Source organism: Eoetvoesiella sp. (genome assembly GCF_035555955.1).
In the GTDB taxonomy this organism is placed as follows: domain Bacteria; phylum Pseudomonadota; class Gammaproteobacteria; order Burkholderiales; family Burkholderiaceae_B; genus Eoetvoesia.
The window spans coordinates 41520-57833 of sequence record NZ_DATMGA010000032.1; the positions used below are offsets into that span (position 1 = coordinate 41520).

The 16314-nt window shown below is 63.7% G+C and carries 12 protein-coding genes; 4 read left to right on the forward strand and 8 right to left on the reverse strand.

The genetic code is table 11. From position 1 onward, the window contains the following. Positions 1-28 precede the first annotated feature (28 nt). Complete coding sequence (locus tag VNT00_RS09415; protein ID WP_325586771.1) at positions 29-3793, reverse strand: YhdP family protein; 3765 nt, start codon at positions 3791-3793, stop codon at positions 29-31. Between the two features lie 103 nt (positions 3794-3896). On the opposite strand from VNT00_RS09415, the gene glnE reads away from it, so the two are divergent. After that, positions 3897-6674, forward strand: coding sequence for a bifunctional [glutamate--ammonia ligase]-adenylyl-L-tyrosine phosphorylase/[glutamate--ammonia-ligase] adenylyltransferase (glnE, locus tag VNT00_RS09420; protein ID WP_325586773.1), 2778 nt, complete (start codon positions 3897-3899; stop codon positions 6672-6674). A gap of 130 nt (positions 6675-6804) precedes the next feature. After that, entirely contained in the window at positions 6805-7485 is a 681-nt protein-coding gene (locus VNT00_RS09425) for an epoxyqueuosine reductase QueH (protein WP_325586775.1), read from the forward strand. A 109-nt stretch (positions 7486-7594) separates the two neighbouring features. Here VNT00_RS09425 and clpB read toward each other — a convergent pair whose 3' ends face one another. Then, on the reverse strand, positions 7595-10186 hold the full coding sequence (gene clpB / locus VNT00_RS09430; protein WP_325586777.1) for an ATP-dependent chaperone ClpB: 2592 nt from the start codon (positions 10184-10186) through the stop codon (positions 7595-7597). A 268-nt stretch (positions 10187-10454) separates the two neighbouring features. Between clpB and VNT00_RS09435 the strand changes: the two genes are divergently transcribed. Both VNT00_RS09435 and VNT00_RS09440 read left to right on the forward strand, forming a co-directional pair. Further along, positions 10455-11378, forward strand: coding sequence for a LysR family transcriptional regulator (locus VNT00_RS09435; protein ID WP_325586779.1), 924 nt, complete (start codon positions 10455-10457; stop codon positions 11376-11378). Positions 11379-11629: 251 nt separating this feature from the next. Next, on the forward strand, positions 11630-12358 hold the full coding sequence (locus VNT00_RS09440; RefSeq protein ID WP_325586781.1) for a helix-turn-helix domain-containing protein: 729 nt from the start codon (positions 11630-11632) through the stop codon (positions 12356-12358). Positions 12359-12453: 95 nt separating this feature from the next. Here VNT00_RS09440 and VNT00_RS09445 read toward each other — a convergent pair whose 3' ends face one another. The 6 genes from VNT00_RS09445 to ccoO are packed head-to-tail and all read right to left on the reverse strand — an operon-like array spanning position 12454 to position 16305. After that, positions 12454-12702, reverse strand: a complete 249-nt coding sequence (locus VNT00_RS09445; RefSeq protein ID WP_325586783.1) for a hypothetical protein — start codon at positions 12700-12702, stop codon at positions 12454-12456. 25 nt (positions 12703-12727) lie between these two features. Next, a complete protein-coding gene (locus tag VNT00_RS09450; RefSeq protein ID WP_325586785.1) occupies positions 12728-12964 on the reverse strand; it encodes a hypothetical protein in 237 nt (78 codons plus the stop codon). 36 nt (positions 12965-13000) lie between these two features. Beyond that, positions 13001-14500, reverse strand: a complete 1500-nt coding sequence (gene ccoG / locus VNT00_RS09455; protein WP_414650916.1) for a cytochrome c oxidase accessory protein CcoG — start codon at positions 14498-14500, stop codon at positions 13001-13003. Between the two features lie 21 nt (positions 14501-14521). Next, positions 14522-15445 carry a cytochrome-c oxidase, cbb3-type subunit III gene (gene ccoP / locus VNT00_RS09460; protein WP_325586787.1) on the reverse strand — a complete coding sequence of 308 codons (924 nt, stop codon included), beginning with the start codon at positions 15443-15445 and terminating at the stop codon, positions 14522-14524. Continuing rightward, entirely contained in the window at positions 15438-15644 is a 207-nt protein-coding gene (locus VNT00_RS09465; RefSeq protein ID WP_325586789.1) for a CcoQ/FixQ family Cbb3-type cytochrome c oxidase assembly chaperone, read from the reverse strand. Before VNT00_RS09465 ends, ccoP begins: the two co-directional genes overlap by 8 nt. Before the next feature lies 1 nt (position 15645). After that, entirely contained in the window at positions 15646-16305 is a 660-nt protein-coding gene (ccoO, locus tag VNT00_RS09470; protein WP_325586791.1) for a cytochrome-c oxidase, cbb3-type subunit II, read from the reverse strand. Between the last annotated feature and the right edge of the window lie 9 nt (positions 16306-16314).

A 16314-nucleotide genomic window follows, 5' to 3' on the forward strand; every position in this document is an offset into this window, starting at 1 on the left:
GCTTTGCGGCGTCCCCGCAAGCCGGTTTTTATTTTGCGGCTTGCGCCGCTCCAGCCGGTGAGCTATCCGCCGTATCCCCGACGGAAGGCGTTCCGGCCGCCTTCTCCGCCGGCCTGGCGGATTCCGCCTTGGCCGGAGCCTGCGCCTTGGCGGCCTTCTCGGGCTCGCTGGACACCTCGTCCAGCTTGGGATCGTCCCAATCGCCCGATACGTGGTAGTGCACGGCCATGGCCTTGGACAGGGGGTTGCGCAGCAGCCATTGCGTCACAAACGCGCCCAGCCCCACGATGGGGTTGATGGCGATGCCCGCCGCAATCGTCGCGCCGCTCATGTCCAGGTTGGGCACCACCATGGCCTGCAAGTTCAGCCTCTCGTGCTGCAGATCGATGTCTCCGCCTATGCTGATATTGCCCGCGGGCCCATCGACGTGGTAGTTGTTGACCGCCATGGTGCCGTTCTGGATGTGCAAGGTTCCATACAGCTTGTCGAACGGAAAGCCCTCTTTGAAAACATTGGCCGGATTGATGCTCAGCGTCGCCAGGCGCCGAATGGACTGCAGGGACAGCAGTTCCAGCAGGCGCGCCGAACGGGAGCTGACCGAACTGAAACGCCCCGCCTCGAGGCTGGCGTCCACCTGGCCGTTCAAGTCGGCGATGTCGAATTTCCAGGGCATGTTGCGCCAGGTGAATTTCCCCTTCAAGGCGCCCTTCCCGTTCTTCACGATGCCTGAAAATCCCAGCTGGTCCATGTAATCGCCAAGATTGCCTATATCCGCCCGGGCGTCCAGCACGACGCCTCGATCCGGCCCTTTCAGGCGCCATTGGCCGGTGCCGCTGATTTTCGCCGCGGGACTGTCCAGGCTCAACTTGTCCAGCCGCCACAAGCTGCCCCGCTCCTGGCTCACACCCCGCAGCACCAGACTGCCGGCCAGGCGGCCGTACAACACCAGCTTGTCCACCTGCAGGTCCACGGCGGGAATATCGCTCAGGGCGTCGTCCGGTATCTGCGCCTCGTCATCGGGGTTGTCGGGATTCACCTCGGCCTTGTCCGCCGAGCCCAGCTCCAGGCGCTGGAAACGCGCATCGACGCTGCCGGGCGTTTTGCCCTGCGCCTCGTTCCAGAACACGGTTCCCGTGGTTTGCGTGGAATCGATGTCGAAGCGCCAGCGCCCCGGCTCGGGCAGCGTCGCGGTAAGCGTGGCCGCATCCAGCGCCAGCCCCTTCAGATGCAGTTGCTTGGCCTGAACCTGCGCCTGCCGCACGTCCGGCAAAAGCGGGCGGCTGCGCGGCGGCGAACTGCCCGGCAAGGGCTTGGAAAAATCGTCGATCACGTCGTTCCAGGCATCCAGGTCGATGAACGGCGCCCAGACGGCGATGTCCATGCCGCTGGCGGGCAAGGAAGCATCCGTGTCCACCGCCAGGCTGCCGGCCAGGAAATACGGGCCCTTCTTGTCACCATCCTTGTGCAGCAGGCGCACCTTGATGGTCGGTCCCAGTGCAATATCCAGGGCCATGCGGCCTTTGGTTTGCGCCCTGGCCCAGCGCACGCGCAGCGGCAAGGCCTGCCCGGCCTCTTTGCCCCAGGGCACGGGAAAATCCAGGGCCATCCCCTGCAGCGTGGAATCCACCGTGAACACCGAACCCGTGGATTTGGCATGACGCCAGGTCAGCGTATAAGGCAGTTGGCCTTTCAGGCGCTTCATGCCTTCCAGGCCGACATAATCCATCAAGGCATCGGAACTTGCCTGTCCCCTCACGGACAGGCCCTTGAGGTTGCCGCCTACACCGCCGCTGAATACGGCGGGCCCGCCCAGCACGTTGGCGCTCAGGCCGTCGGCGCTGACACCCGTATCGGAAAACAGCAAGCTGCCCTCCACATCGTCCAGCGCAGGCATTTCAGGCATGAGCTTGAACGAGCCCCCCGAGAATCTGATGGCTCCATGAACCGTACTGTCGCGGCTGTTCAGCAGCGGAATCCGCAGCCACAGAGGAACCTCCCAGTCGCCCTGCGCCGTCGCTTCGTCGAGCTGGTCGTCCAGCATCTTGCCCAGGGGCGAATGTTCGGCCAGCGCCAGATAGGTCTGGGCCGCCGCCGCCGTTTGCCCCTGTATGGTCAGCACGGAATGGTGCTCGAGGTTGGGAATCTGCGCCCGGACATCGCGCAGTACGATGGGAGCCTTGTCGGTGGGCCAGATGCGCGCCTGATCGGCCACGATGCGCAAATCCGCCCGATGCAGCGCCACCTTGCCGTGCATGTCGGTCAAGCGGGGCCAGCCGCGGTGCGCTCCCTCGGCGGGCAGGTAATCGATGATGCCGTCGACATAATCGCCCGCGATCAGGAAGTCGCCTTCAGCAGGCTCCTTCCCCCACGGGAATTTTTCCAGGTCGCCTTTCAGCACCACCCTGGCGTTTTCGATCTGTCCGGCCACCAGGCCCTTGGCCAGCCACTCGCGGGCATCGATGTTCACGGTATTGGGCATGTATTGGTCGATGGCATCCATCGAGGCCCGCTTGAACTCGCCGGCAATGTCGGCCACACCGGCCGCGCCCGATCCGCCTTGCCGCCAGCTTCCATGCAAGGCCAAATCCATATCGGGGTTGAGCAGCCGCAATTGCTTGACGTCAGCCTGCAAATCGCGGTCATCGTGCAGGCCCAGCCCGGCGCGCAAGGCAATATGGTCGAAGCGCATGGGGTGGGCAAACATATCGTCGACGCGTACCTGCAGGTCGCTGGCCTGCAAGGCCACATCGATATCGCCCCCCGAGGTATTCGCCGCCGCGGATTCGTCGCCCGCAGCCTCCCCGGTTGCGGGAGCCTTGAACACGGCCGCATAAAGCCGGGCATAGTCGGAAACCTTGCCGCTTACATACCATCGGGCCGATTCCGCCTGCACATCGGTCGTGGCGTCCAGGGACCAGCGCGCATGGTTCACGTTGATGTCCGACGTGAAAGTTTCAGCCTGGCCGTGCTGGAAAGCCAGCCACCACTGCGCGGACACTTCGCCGGACTCCAGCCCCGGCGGAATGCGCAGCCAGGGGCTCCAGCTCTTGGGAACCATTTTGTCGACACGCACGTAAAGCCTGCCCTGCAAATCCTGCAGCGCCAGGGACGAAGGGTCGCGCGTGCCCAGATCGACGTTTGCCCTCAGCTCGAACGCCTCGCCCAAGCCCTTGGGCGGTACGGCCCGCAGCGCCAGGCTGGGCGTAGCGGAAGCGCCTTGAAAAACCAGGTTGACATGGTCGAGAACCAAAAACTGGCTCGAACGGGTAGCGTCTTCCCACCGAACCACCGCGTCGGTCAGCGCCACATGGGGCTGGCGCAGCAGCCAAAGCACAAGGCCGCCGTCTGCGCCGGCATCGCTGGCCGCATCCGGCTTGTCCAGCTCGAACGACTGGCCCATGATCCACAGTTTATGGTTTGCGTCCCGGCGGACCTGCAGGTTCAGGCCGGAGGCTTCCAGCAAAACGAACTGCAAAGACCGGGAAAACAGGCTGCGCCAGCTTAAAACCGCCCGGATCCGCGGCAGGTGCAGAACCTGGCGCTGGTGCGGGTCGGTGAAATCGATGTCGCGGATTTGCAGGCTGGGGTTCAGCCCCGACCAGTTCGCCTTGACCTGGCCCAATTGAACCTGCATGCCCGTTGCCGAGGACAATTGCTGCGCGAGTTGAGGCCGCCATTGGTCGATATTGGGTAGAACCCAGTAGCGCACCCCCAGAAACGCCCCCGCCGCAAGAAAATACACGACCAATACGATCCGGATGAGCAGGCGAATATAGGTGTTGAGTTGCAGCACGGATCGAAATTAGCCAGGGCAGGAGGATTTGCAGTATCTTTGACGACTTGTACAAGACTTATACCTGAAATCCCGCCACTCGTCCTCACTATTTGTAAACATCATGCCCCACCCTTCCCCCTTGGATCGCGCCCTGCGCTGGTCCGGTGCGCTGCGCCGCAAGATCGTGGCCAACTCGGCATTCGAACAGTGGCTGGCCCAGGCCTGCACCCAGCCCGTCACCCCGGCCGTCATCCACGCCTGGCTCGACGAACTGCGGGAGAAGCCCGGCGAAACGGCCCCGTCCATCGACGAAACCCGCCGGCTGCTGCGCCAGGCGCGCGAACGCGTGTTCTTTACGCTGCTGGTTCGCGACATCAACGGCGAAGCGCCCCTTGCCGAGGTCGTGTCGGCCATGAGCCTGTTCGCCGACCTGGCAATCGCTCGCGCCTATCAGAGCGTCGTCGCCGATCTGGCCGAGACCCATGGCATGCCCATGGACTCCAGCACCGGCAAGCCGCAGGAAATGCTGGTCATCGGCATGGGAAAACTGGGCGGCAAAGAGCTGAACGTCTCGTCCGACGTCGACCTTATCATGCTGTACGGCGAAGAAGGCGAAACCACCGGGCGGCGCAAGATCAGCCATCACGAGTTCTATGGCCGGGTCACGCAGCGCATGATGCCGGTGCTGTCCGAAATCGATGCGCACGGCCAGGTGTTTCGCACCGACCTGCGCCTGCGCCCCGACGGCGACTCGGGGCCTTTGGCCTGGAGCCTGGACGCGCTGGAGAACTACCTCATCACCCAGGGCCGCGAATGGGAGCGCTACGCCTGGCTCAAGGCCAGGCCCATACCCTGCAAAGCCTATGCCGACAGCGATCCCGGCGATCAACTGGCCCAGCTGGAGGCGCTGCGCACCCCCTTCGTGTACCGCAAGTACTTCGACTTCGACTCGCTTTCCGCCCTGCGCGCCCTGCGCGAACGCATCCGCCAGGACTGGCAGCGGCGCGCCATGGCCCGCAACGGCATCGACACCACCCATAACGTCAAGCTGGGCGACGGGGGAATCCGCGAGATCGAGTTCGTCGTGCAATTGACGCAGCTCATCCGCGGCGGACGCATGCCTTCGCTGCAGCAGCGCAACCTGCTCAAGGCCCTGCACAAGCAGGAAGCCGCGGGCGTCGTTTCCAGCGACATCGAACAGCGCCTGGAAGCCGCCTACACCTTCCTGCGGCGCACCGAACACATGCTGCAATACCGCGAGGACGAGCAGACCCACCTGCTGCCACACGAGCCGCAACTGCGCAAAGACCTGGCGCAGGCCATGGGCATGGATCCGGACGATTTCGAACACACCCTGGCCGAGCATCGCGCTTTCGTCAACCAGACGTTCCGCGACGCGTTTCGCATTGCCGGCATGGGCGAAACCGACCACGATGGCCACAACGGGGGCGGCGCTGGCGAAACCGAATGCTCCAGCCTGCGGGAGCAGCTCGACACCGTATTCGGCGGCAACGCGGACTCGCTGGCCCGGCGCATCGAGTCGATGCTCGACAGCCATCGCATACGCAGCCTGCCCGCCACCAGCCGCAAGCGCCTGGAAACCCTGCTGCCATCGGCCGTCGCCGCGGCGGCCAAGACCGACTACCCCGAGCAAACCGCCATCCGCCTGTTCGACCTCATCGAACAGATCGCGCAGCGCAGCGCCTATCTTGCCCTGCTGGCCGAATACCCGGAAACCCTGGCACGCGTGGCCCGCATCGTGGGCGCCAGCCCCTGGGCTTCGCAATACCTGCGCCAGTACCCGCTGCTGCTGGACGGCCTGATCGAATGGCGCTCGCTGATGACCCCGCCCGACTTCGCCCAACTGGCCCAGCAGTTGCACCAGGAAATGGACGCCTGCGTGCTGCCCAACGGCCAGCCCGATATCGAGCAGCAAATGAACCTGATGCGCGACCAACAGCGCCAGATCAGCTTCCAGTTGCTGGCACAGGACCTGGCGGGCGAACTGAGCGTGGAAAAACTGGCCGACCAGCTTTCGGCCCTGGCCGACATGCTGCTGGCCGAAACCCTGCATCGCGTCTGGCCGCTGGTGCAGCCCAAAGGCCGAAGCCTCGACACGCTTCAGCCGCCGCGCTTCGCCATCATCGCCTACGGCAAGCTGGGCGGCAAGGAGCTGGGCTACGCCTCGGACCTGGACCTGGTCTTTCTTTACGACGACGGCCGCGACGACGCCGCCGAGATCTACGCCCGGCTGGGGCGGCGCATGGCCTCGTGGCTGTCGACTATGACCTCGTCGGGCAGGCTGTACGAAATCGACCTGCGCCTGCGCCCCGACGGCGATGCCGGCGTCCTGGCCGCGTCGGTGGATGCGTTCGCCCAGTACCAGAAAGCGCATGCCTGGGCCTGGGAGCACCAGGCCATTACCCGCGCGCGCTTCGCCGCCGGCGATGCGCAGGCGGGCGCCCGCTTCGAGGCCATACGGCGCGACGTCCTGCTCATGCCGCGCGATCCCACCAAGCTCAAGGAAGAAGTGCGCGGCATGCGGGCCAGGATCAGCGCCGGCCATCCCAACCAGTCGGGCAATTTCGACCTGAAGCACGACCGCGGCGGCATGGTCGACCTGGAGTTCGTCATCCAGTATCTGGTGCTGTGCCATTCCGCCCGGCATCCCGAACTGCTGGACAACCTGGGCAATATCGCCCTGCTGCGGCTCGCCGCGAAGGCCGGGCTTATTTCCCCCGAATTGGCCGAACGCTGCGCGGATGCCTACCGGGTGTTCCGCAAGACCCAGCACGCACTGCGGCTGCAGGGCGCGGAAAAAGCGCGGATCGCGCCGGACCGCTACCCCGACGAGCGCGCCGCCGTCAACGCGCTCTGGGACTCGGTAATAGGTGATTGAGTCCAAGCGTACCCCCGTCCGCGGAGCCTTCCCCGGCCTGGGCCTGAACCCGCCTCCGGGGAGTTATGCAGGAACCTGGGGAACGCCGCCGGCTTTGGGATTATCGGGGATGGGGATTAAAATACCGGCTATGTCCGAATTTCAACGCCCCGTCCTCAGCCTGCCCGAGTCGCGCAAGAAGGTCTTGCTGCATTCATGCTGCGCGCCCTGCTCCGGAGAAGTCATGGAAGCCATGACCGCCTCGGGCATCGACTACGCCATTTATTTCTACAACCCCAACATCCATCCCGACCGCGAATACGAGATCCGCAAGAACGAGAACATCCGTTTTGCGCAGGAACACAATATCGAGTTCATCGACGCCGACTACGACAAGGAAAACTGGTTCGAGCGCGTCAAGGGCCTGGAAAACGAACCCGAGCGCGGCGCGCGCTGCACCGCGTGCTTCGACATGCGTTTCGAACGCACGGCCTTGTATGCGCACGAGCACGGCTTCGACACCATCACAAGCTCGCTGGGCATTTCGCGCTGGAAGGACATGAAGCAAATCAACGGCTGCGGCGAACGCGCGGCGGCCAGGTATCCGGACCTCGTCTACTGGACGTACAACTGGCGCAAGGGCGGCGGCTCGGCCCGCATGATAGAAATCAGCAAGCGCGAAGAGTTCTACCAACAAGAATACTGCGGCTGCATTTATTCGCTGCGCGACACCAACCGCCACCGCCGCGAACAGGGGCGCGAGGCCGTCACCATCGGCGTCAAGTTCTACGGCAAGGACGAGCTCGACCTCGACCCGCCCAAAACCAAATGAACTCGCAATAAGCGAGCCAGGCGGCCGCCCGCGCCCAAGGCCAAAAAAAAGCGGTGGAAGCCATGCTTCCACCGCTTTTGCCATACGGCGACGCCGCCGCCCCGGCTGCTTACTGCAGCGTCCTGGAAAAAACGAACTTGTCGTTCTTCCAGTCCACCGGCACCACATCCTTGGGCCCGAACTTGCCTTCCAGAATCAGCTTGGCGATCGGGTTTTCGATGTGCTGCTGTATGGCCCTCTTTAACGGACGCGCGCCGAACACGGGGTCGAACCCTGCGCGCGCTAGTTGGGCGAGCGCCGCATCGGTGACTTCCAGGCGCATTTCGTGCTGCGCCAAGCGTTCGGCCAGGCGTTGGATCTGGATGCGCGCAATCGATTCGATATGCTTGGACTCCAGGCCATGGAACACCACCACCTCGTCGATGCGGTTCAGGAACTCCGGCCGGAACGCGGTTTTCAGCTCGTCCCAGATGACTTCCTTGATGACCTCGTAGGGCTGGCCCGCCATGCTTTGAATATGCTGCGAACCCAGGTTCGACGTCATGACGATGACCGTATTGCGGAAATCCACGGTACGGCCCTGCCCGTCGGTCAGGCGGCCGTCGTCCAGCACCTGCAGCAGCACGTTGAAGACGTCGGGATGCGCCTTTTCGACTTCGTCCAGCAAGATCACGCTATAGGGCTTGCGGCGCACGGCCTCGGTCAAATAGCCGCCCTCTTCGTAGCCGACATAGCCCGGAGGCGCCCCGATCAGGCGCGCCACGGAATGCTTTTCCATGAACTCGCTCATGTCGATGCGGATCAAATGCTCTTCGGAGTCGAACAGGAAGTTGGCCAGCGCCTTGGTAAGCTCGGTCTTGCCCACGCCGGTCGGCCCCAGGAACAGGAAGGAGCCATAGGGCCGGGACGGGTCGGAAAGGCCCGCGCGTGAACGCCGGATGGCGTCGGACACCAGCCGCACGGCCTCGTCCTGGCCCACCACGCGCTGGTGCAGGTAGTCTTCCATGCCCAGCAGCTTGGCGCGTTCGCCCTGCATCATCTTGGCCACGGGAATACCCGTGGCGCGCGCCACGACCTCGGCGATTTCCTCGGCGCCGACTTCGGTGCGCAGCAGGCGCGGCTTGCTCGCGGCTTCGCCTTCCTTGCCGGATTCCGCGGCGCTCAGCCGGCCTTCGAGCTCGGGCAGCTTGCCGTACTGCAGCTCGGCCAGCTTGTCGAACTGGCCCTTGCGTTGCAGCTCGGCCATTTCGGCGCGCGTGCGCTCGATTTCTTCCTTGATGGACTGCGAGCCCTGCACAGCCGCCTTCTCGGCCTTCCAGACCTCTTCGTAGTCGTTGTACTCGCGCTGCAGGTTTTCGAGTTCGTCCTCGATGGCCTTGAGGCGGCGCAGCGAACTTTCGTCGGTTTCCTTCTTGACGGCCTCGCGCTCGATCTTCAACTGGATGATGCGGCGGTCGAGCTTGTCCATGACCTCGGGCTTGGAATCGATTTCCATGCGTATGCGCGCCGCGGCTTCATCGATGAGGTCGATGGCCTTGTCGGGCAGGAAGCGGTCGGTGATGTAGCGGTTGGAAAGCTCGGCGGCGGCAACGATGGCCGGGTCGGTGATGGCCACGCCGTGGTGCAGCTCGTAGCGTTCCTGCAGGCCGCGCAGAATGGCGATGGTCGACTCCACGTCGGGTTCGTTGACCATGACCTTCTGGAAGCGGCGCTCCAGGGCGGCGTCTTTTTCGATGTACTTGCGGTATTCGTCCAGCGTGGTCGCGCCGATGCAATGCAGCTCGCCGCGCGACAGGGCCGGCTTGAGCATATTGCCCGCGTCCATGGAGCCCTCGGCCTTGCCCGCGCCCACCATGGTGTGCAGCTCGTCGATGAAGACGATGATGCCGCCCTCGTCCTGGGCCAGCTCTTTGAGCACGGCCTTCAGGCGTTCTTCGAACTCGCCGCGAAACTTGGCGCCGGCCACCAGCGAGGCCAGGTCGAGCGCCAGCACCCGCTTGCCCTTCAGGGTTTCGGGAACCTCGTTGTTGACGATGCGCTGGGCCAATCCTTCGACAATGGCGGTCTTGCCCACGCCGGGTTCGCCGATGAGCACGGGGTTGTTCTTGGAGCGGCGCTGCAGGATCTGGATGGTGCGCCGGATTTCGTCGTCGCGGCCGATAACCGGATCCAGCTTGCCCTGGCGGGCGCGCTCGGTAAGGTCGGTGGTGTATTTGCTGAGCGCTTCGCGGTTGGATTCGCCTTCGGCGTCCGAAACGGTGGCGCCGCCGCGCACGGCCTCGATGGCCGCCTCCAGCGCCTTGCGCTGCAGGCCCGCCTCGCGCAGGATGGTGCCGGCCTCGCCTTTGTCGTCGGCCAGCGCCAGCAGGAACAGCTCGCTGGCGATATACGTATCGCCGCGGTTCGCGGCCTCTTTTTCGGTGCGCGCCAGCACGGCCTGCAGCTCGCGGCCGATCTGGATATTGCCTTCGGCGCCCTGCACCTGGCCAAGGCGCTCGATGGCCGAATTAAGCGCCGGGCCCAGCCGGTTAACGGCCACGCCGGCGCGCGCCAGCAGGCTGCCAGTGCCGCTGTCGGAGTCGGCCAGCAGGGCCGCCAGTACGTGCACCGGTTCTATATATTGGTTGTCGTGCTTGACGGCCAGGCTCTGCGCGTCGGCAACGGCTTGCTGAAACTTCGTAGTCAGTTTATCGAATCGCATGGTTATGTCTTTTGGAAGTGGGGGCATCCCGCCCGAATGAACATTATTTGCGGCCAATCAGCAAAATTTCAAGATATGAAATACCAACTACTTTACTCCCCCCGGCCTTGGCGTCGAAACCCCCGGCCTCCGCCTGAAGCACGCAGGCCCGACGTCATCCTTGCGGTATGAAAACCCCGGCCCACGGCTTTCCAAAAATAGCGCAAAAAGCCGGCGCATTGTTTAACTATTTGTTTAAAATCCCTTTGGGAGGAAAAAACGATTGTCTATGGACAAATTCAAGCAACTCGAAAGCTTCGTGGCGGTTGCCAGCCTGGGCAGCCTGTCGGCGGCGGCCCGCCTGGAAGGCATTGCGCCAGCCATGATGGGGCGGCGCATCAGCGCCCTGGAATCCAGGCTGGGCATCAAGCTTCTGCTGCGCTCGACCCGGCGGCTTTCCCTGACCGCCGAAGGCGAAGCCCTGCTGGAAGAAGCCCAGCGCATTCTGCGCGAGCTGGCCGAAGTCGAAACCCGCATCAGCCAGGGCAGCGCCAAACCCAGCGGCCACTTGCGCCTTAGCGCCCCCGCCGGCTTCGGACGCCGGCATGTCGCCCCCCTTCTGCCCGGCTTTCTGCGCACCCACCCCAATGTCACGGTCACGCTCAACCTCAGCGACCGGCTGGTCGACCTCATCGAAGAGCGCTACGACTGCGCCATCCGCATCGGCGACCTGGACGACTCGCAGCATATCGGCATCCGCTTGGCGGACAACCGGCGCGTCATCGTGGCGTCGCCCAGCTATCTGGCAAGGTTCGGACGCCCCAACTCGCCCGACGACCTGGCCCAGCACAACTGCCTCTCGTTCGGCGACCAGGGCAACCAGTCCAAAGGCTGGCTGCTGAAGCAGGACGGCCACGTCCGGGCCATACGGGTCAAGGGCAGCCTGAACTGCAGCGACGGCTCGGTATTGCACGACTGGACTCTGGCCGGCTGCGGCCTGGCCTGGCGCTCGCTCTGGGAAGTGCGCGACGACCTGAAAACCGGCCGCCTGGTCACAGTGCTGGACGAATACGCCGCCCCCGCCAACGGCATATTCGCCATACTGACCGAGCGCAAACACCTGCCCTTGCGCGTAAAGGCGTTCGTCGACCTGCTCAAATCCACCTATGCCAAGCCCGCTTACTGGGAAGAAAGCCAGCCGTATCCGCAATGATCGGCCCTTCCCCCCTTCCCTGCACCACCCGCCCGTCAAATCGCCCCGTTTTGCGCCCTCCTGGCGGCACGGCCCCGCCTTTTTCGGGCCCCCGGCCGGACGAAATCGGGCCCTCGGGACGGAATCCGCATGATTTGCGGGCCGTCACGCCAAACTGACTAGCTCCTTAAAGCAAAGAGGTACAATGGGGCAGTGCCGGAATATGAAAACCACCCGTTTCCCGTTGCTTCCGGCGGTTTCCCAGGACGTGTATGCCCAAGAAAATTTCGCTGGCTCCTGAAGCCCCTCGTTGCTCGGCCTGCATGTTGAACACGCTTTGCCTGCCTACCGGCATGGCGGAAAACGAAGTCGCCCAGCTCGATAAAATCGTCAACGAACGCATCCGTATCCCCAAAGGCAAGGCGCTGTTCCAACAGGGCGACAAGGCCGAGGCCCTGTACGGCATACGCTACGGCTCCATAAAGACACTGCTCGAAGACGCCAACGGCCAGGTGCAGATAACCGGCTTCCTGCTTCCGGGCGAAATCGTCGGCCTGGACGGCTTTCTTGAGAAACACCAGTTGTCCAATGCCGTCGCGCTGGAAGACACCGAAGTCTGCGTGGCTCATATCGAAGACATGGACCGCATCATGAGCGAGCTTCCCTCGCTGAAGCACCAGCTACGGCGCCTCACCAGCCATGAAATAAAACGGTCGCAGCAACTGGTCATGTCCCTGGGCGTGCTGCGCTCCGAGCAGCGCCTGGCGGCGTTTTTGCTAAGCATCTCGCAGCGCCTCGCGGCGCTGGGGTATTCGTCCAGCGAGTTCGTGCTGCGCATGAGCCGCGAGGAGATCGGCAACTACCTGGGCCTGACCCTGGAAACCGTAAGCCGCCTGTTTTCGCGCTTCGCCCGCGAGAACCTGCTGCGCGTGCAACAGCGCGAAGTCCAGTTGCTCGACATGCCGGCCCTGCGGGAACTGGCAGGCACCGATTGCGGCTAGTGTGCCGTTTGGTTGATTCGCACACCTGACTTCTGCGCCTGAACTTGCCTTGTAGCGTTGCGAGCCTTGCCGCCGGGCCGTCCGGCGCCGCGCTTTCAATCTTCGAAGCCGTCCGCGGGCCTGGCTCCGGAAGGCGGGGCCATGAACAAACTCAATGCGCTGGACAGCGCGGCCATCAGCCAGAAGAAAAAGAATCCGCAGGCGTAGGCCGCCTGGCGGCTGATCTGTACCGTGCCGAACAGCACCAGATCGAGCGGGTCGATCATGGCGAAGACTGTTGCGCTGGTCGCCGCGCCGATCAGGAACGAAGGCCAAAGTATCCACATCAAGGCATGCCGGTTCATCCGTGTTTCCTCCTGTTCGTCTCGTTTATTGCGGCTGCCGCGAAGGCGGAACCGCCACCGCATGGGCCGGCGGCGCGGCAGTGATATGTTCTACTTTCAGCCCTCTTTTCACTGCGCCGTCGGTCAACGGCTGATCGCCGAAATACCGGACGGCCAGCACGATGGTGACAATACAGCCCACGATGGTCAAGGCGGGGCCGGCGATCAGCAGCCATGGCCATAATTCACGCCACCACGGGCGGGAAGAACCAAGGGAAGACATGGGCATTATCTCCATTAACAGTTAACAGGCCTTACGTTACCGAGGCACGAAAAAGCTGGACTTCTCGGTCACCACGACTTCCTTGCCGTCGGGGGAACGGGCAACGGCCAGCATATTGATTTCATGCAGGCCAGGCGTTACGTCGGCGGCCGGAGCCCGCACCAGGACAGGCACCAGGCGATTGGACGAGCCCTCGACATGCACATGGTCGCCGCCCCGGTCGACCGTGGCGATGGACAGCTCGGAAAGCCCGCTGACGCTCAGCTTGATTTCCAAAGGGTTTTCGCCGGTGTTGATGATTTGCAGGCGGTACACGTTTTCGATAAGCCCGCCCGCCACTTCACGCCCCAGCGCGCCACGGTCGCGAATGACGTCCACACGCAAGGTAGTGCGCAAGGCCAGGGACACCGCAAAGCCGATCACAATCAGTCCCAGCAGCGCAATATAGGCCAGCACGCGCGGACGCATCAGCCGCCGGCGCGCCTGGCTTTGCGTAAGGCGATCGACAATGGCGCGGCCCGAGGTGTAGCGTATGAGCCCCTTGTCGTAGTGCATTTTCTCCATGACCTGGTCGCAGGCGTCCACGCACGCCCCGCAGCCTATGCACATGTACTGCAGGCCGTCGCGAATGTCGATGCCCGTTGGGCAAACCTGCACGCACAGGCTGCAGTCCACGCAGTCGCCCATGCCTGCCTCTTTGTGGTCGATGCGGCGCGAGCGGCCGCCGCGCGGTTCGCCGCGCACATGGTCGTAAGTGACCACGAAGGTGTCGTCGTCGACCATGACGCTTTGGAAGCGCGCATACGGACACATGTATTTGCAAACCGCCTCACGCATGAAGCCGGCATTGCCCCATGTAGCGAAGGCGTAGAACAGCATCCAGAACCACTGCCAGGGCCCCAGCGAAACCGCCAGCAGGCCCGCGCCCAGTTCGCGGATGGGGGAGAAATACCCGATGAAGGTAAAGCCGGTCCACAGGGCGATGGCAATCCATACGAAATGCTTGGCGGCCTTGACGCGCAGCTTGCGCCAGCCCCAGGGCTGCTCGTCCAGGCGGATGCGCGCCAGACGATCGCCTTCGATCTTGCGTTCGACCCACATGAAGATTTCGGTGTATACCGTTTGCGGACAGGCATACCCGCAAAACAGGCGCCCCGCCATAGCGGTGAACAGGAACAGCGAAAACGCGGAGACCACCAGCAGAACCGCCAGGTACACGACATCCTGCGGCCACAGCACCATGCCGAACAAATAGAACTTGCGCGCCCCCAGATCGAACAGCACGGCCTGCCGCCCTCCCCACTGCAGCCAGGGCAGGCCGTAGAAAATGATCTGGGTGACATACACCATGACAATGCGCCACCGGGCAAATATGCCCGAGACCGAGCGCGGGTAGATCTTGCTGCGCACGTCGGCCAGGGCCACCTCGACCTGGGGCGAGGCGCCGCCCGCCGCGCGCTTCGGCATTTCCGGCGGCTGCCATGCCGGCGGCACGCCGGCCGCGCCTTCGGGATCGCCATGAAATTCACTGCTCATGATGCTCGTCGCTCCGTTGACCTAGTCGGCCGATGCCGCGCCACCCTGATTGGACAGTCCCCAGACCCAGGCCGCCAGCATACGGATCTGATCGGCGGTCAGGCGCTCTTCCTGGGCCGGCATTTCGTTGCTGCGCCCGTTCAGTATGGTTTTGACGATGGTCGCCTCGGAACTGCCGTAAAGCCACACGTTGTCGGTCAGGTTGGGCGCGCCCAGCGCCGTATTGCCTTTGCCCTCGGCGCCGTGGCATGCGACGCAATACGTCTCGAAGCCGCGCTTGCCCGGCACGGCGCGCAAGGGGTCGCTGGCCAGCCCGGACAAGGACCGCACGTACTGCGCAATGGCGGCCGCCTCGTCGGGCTTGATCTGGGCACTCCACGCCGGCATGACGCCATGACGGCCCTTGGTGATGGTCTGGATGATCTGCTCGGGCGCGCCTCCATACAGCCAGTCGGCATCGGTCAGATTGGGAAAGCCGGGCCCGCCGGCGGCGTCCGAACCATGGCACTGCGCGCAATTGTTCAGGAACAGGCGCTGCCCGATTTCACGCGCCTCGGTGTCTTGGGCGACTTGTGGAATGGGCATGCCGGCATAGCGCTCGTACAACGGCTTGATCTTGTCGTTGAGTTCGATTTGCGCCTGCTTGACCGCCTTGGCGCTGCTGTAGTCCAGCGTGCCGGCATACTTGCCAAGCCCCGGATACAGCACCAGGTAGCCCAGCGCAAAGAAACACAGGCCCACATAGAAGACCGTCCACCAGCGCGGCACGGGGTTGTTCAGCTCGGACAGGCTGCCATCCCAGACATGCCCCGTGTTTTCGGTCTGCTCGACCTTTTTCTTGAGCCAGGCCCGCTGCGTGTAGATAAGCCACAAACAGAAAGCCACGCCGCCCAGCGCAATGGCGGCGATGTAGTAGCTCCAAAAGCCGCTCACAAAATCACTCATGAGAATTCTCCCGCTTCGTATCCTTTATGTCGTGGGCACCGGACGCCGCATTGGCCGGCTCTTCGTCCGGCAGGGCGAACGGCAGCATGGATGCCGCGGCGTTGGCCCCGGCCCGCCCGCGCGAATACGCCCACCAGACGATGCCGATGAACGTGAGCAGCGCCACGCATGTGGCGACTCCGTTGAGAAGGCCGATCATGCTAGCGCCTCCCCTCGGCCACGGCCTGCTCGGCGGCGGCCCGCGTGGCGACGCCCAGGCTTTGCAGGTACGCCACCAGGGCATCTTCCTCGGTCTTGCCCACAAGCTGCTCGGGCGCCTTGGCGATTTCCTCGTCGGTATACGGGACGCCGACGGCGCGCAGCGCCTTCATGCGGGCCTGGACATTGCTGCCTTCGACCGTATTGCGCTGCAGCCACGGATAGGCCGGCATGTTCGACTCTTTCACCACGTCGCGCGGGTTGCGCAAATGCACGCGGTGCCAGTCGTCGGAATAGCGCTTCCCTACACGGGCGAGATCAGGGCCTGTGCGCTTGGAGCCCCACAGGAAGGGGTGGTCGTAGACGAACTCGCCCGACAGCGAATACGGCCCGTAGCGCTGCACCTCGGACTGCAGCATGCGGATCTGCTGCGAATGGCAGCCGACGCAGCCTTCGCGGATGTACAGGTCGCGGCCTATCAGTTGCAGGGAATCGTAGGGCTTGGCGCCCGCCACCGGCGTGGTGGTCGAATGCTGGAAAAACAGCGGCACAATCTGCGCCAGGCCCGCGAACAGGATGACCACGATGCTGAAGATGATCAGCAGCCCGACGTTGGTCTCGAGCGTTTCGTGGCTGAATCTTTTTTTGTTTTGGCTGGACATGAACCTTCT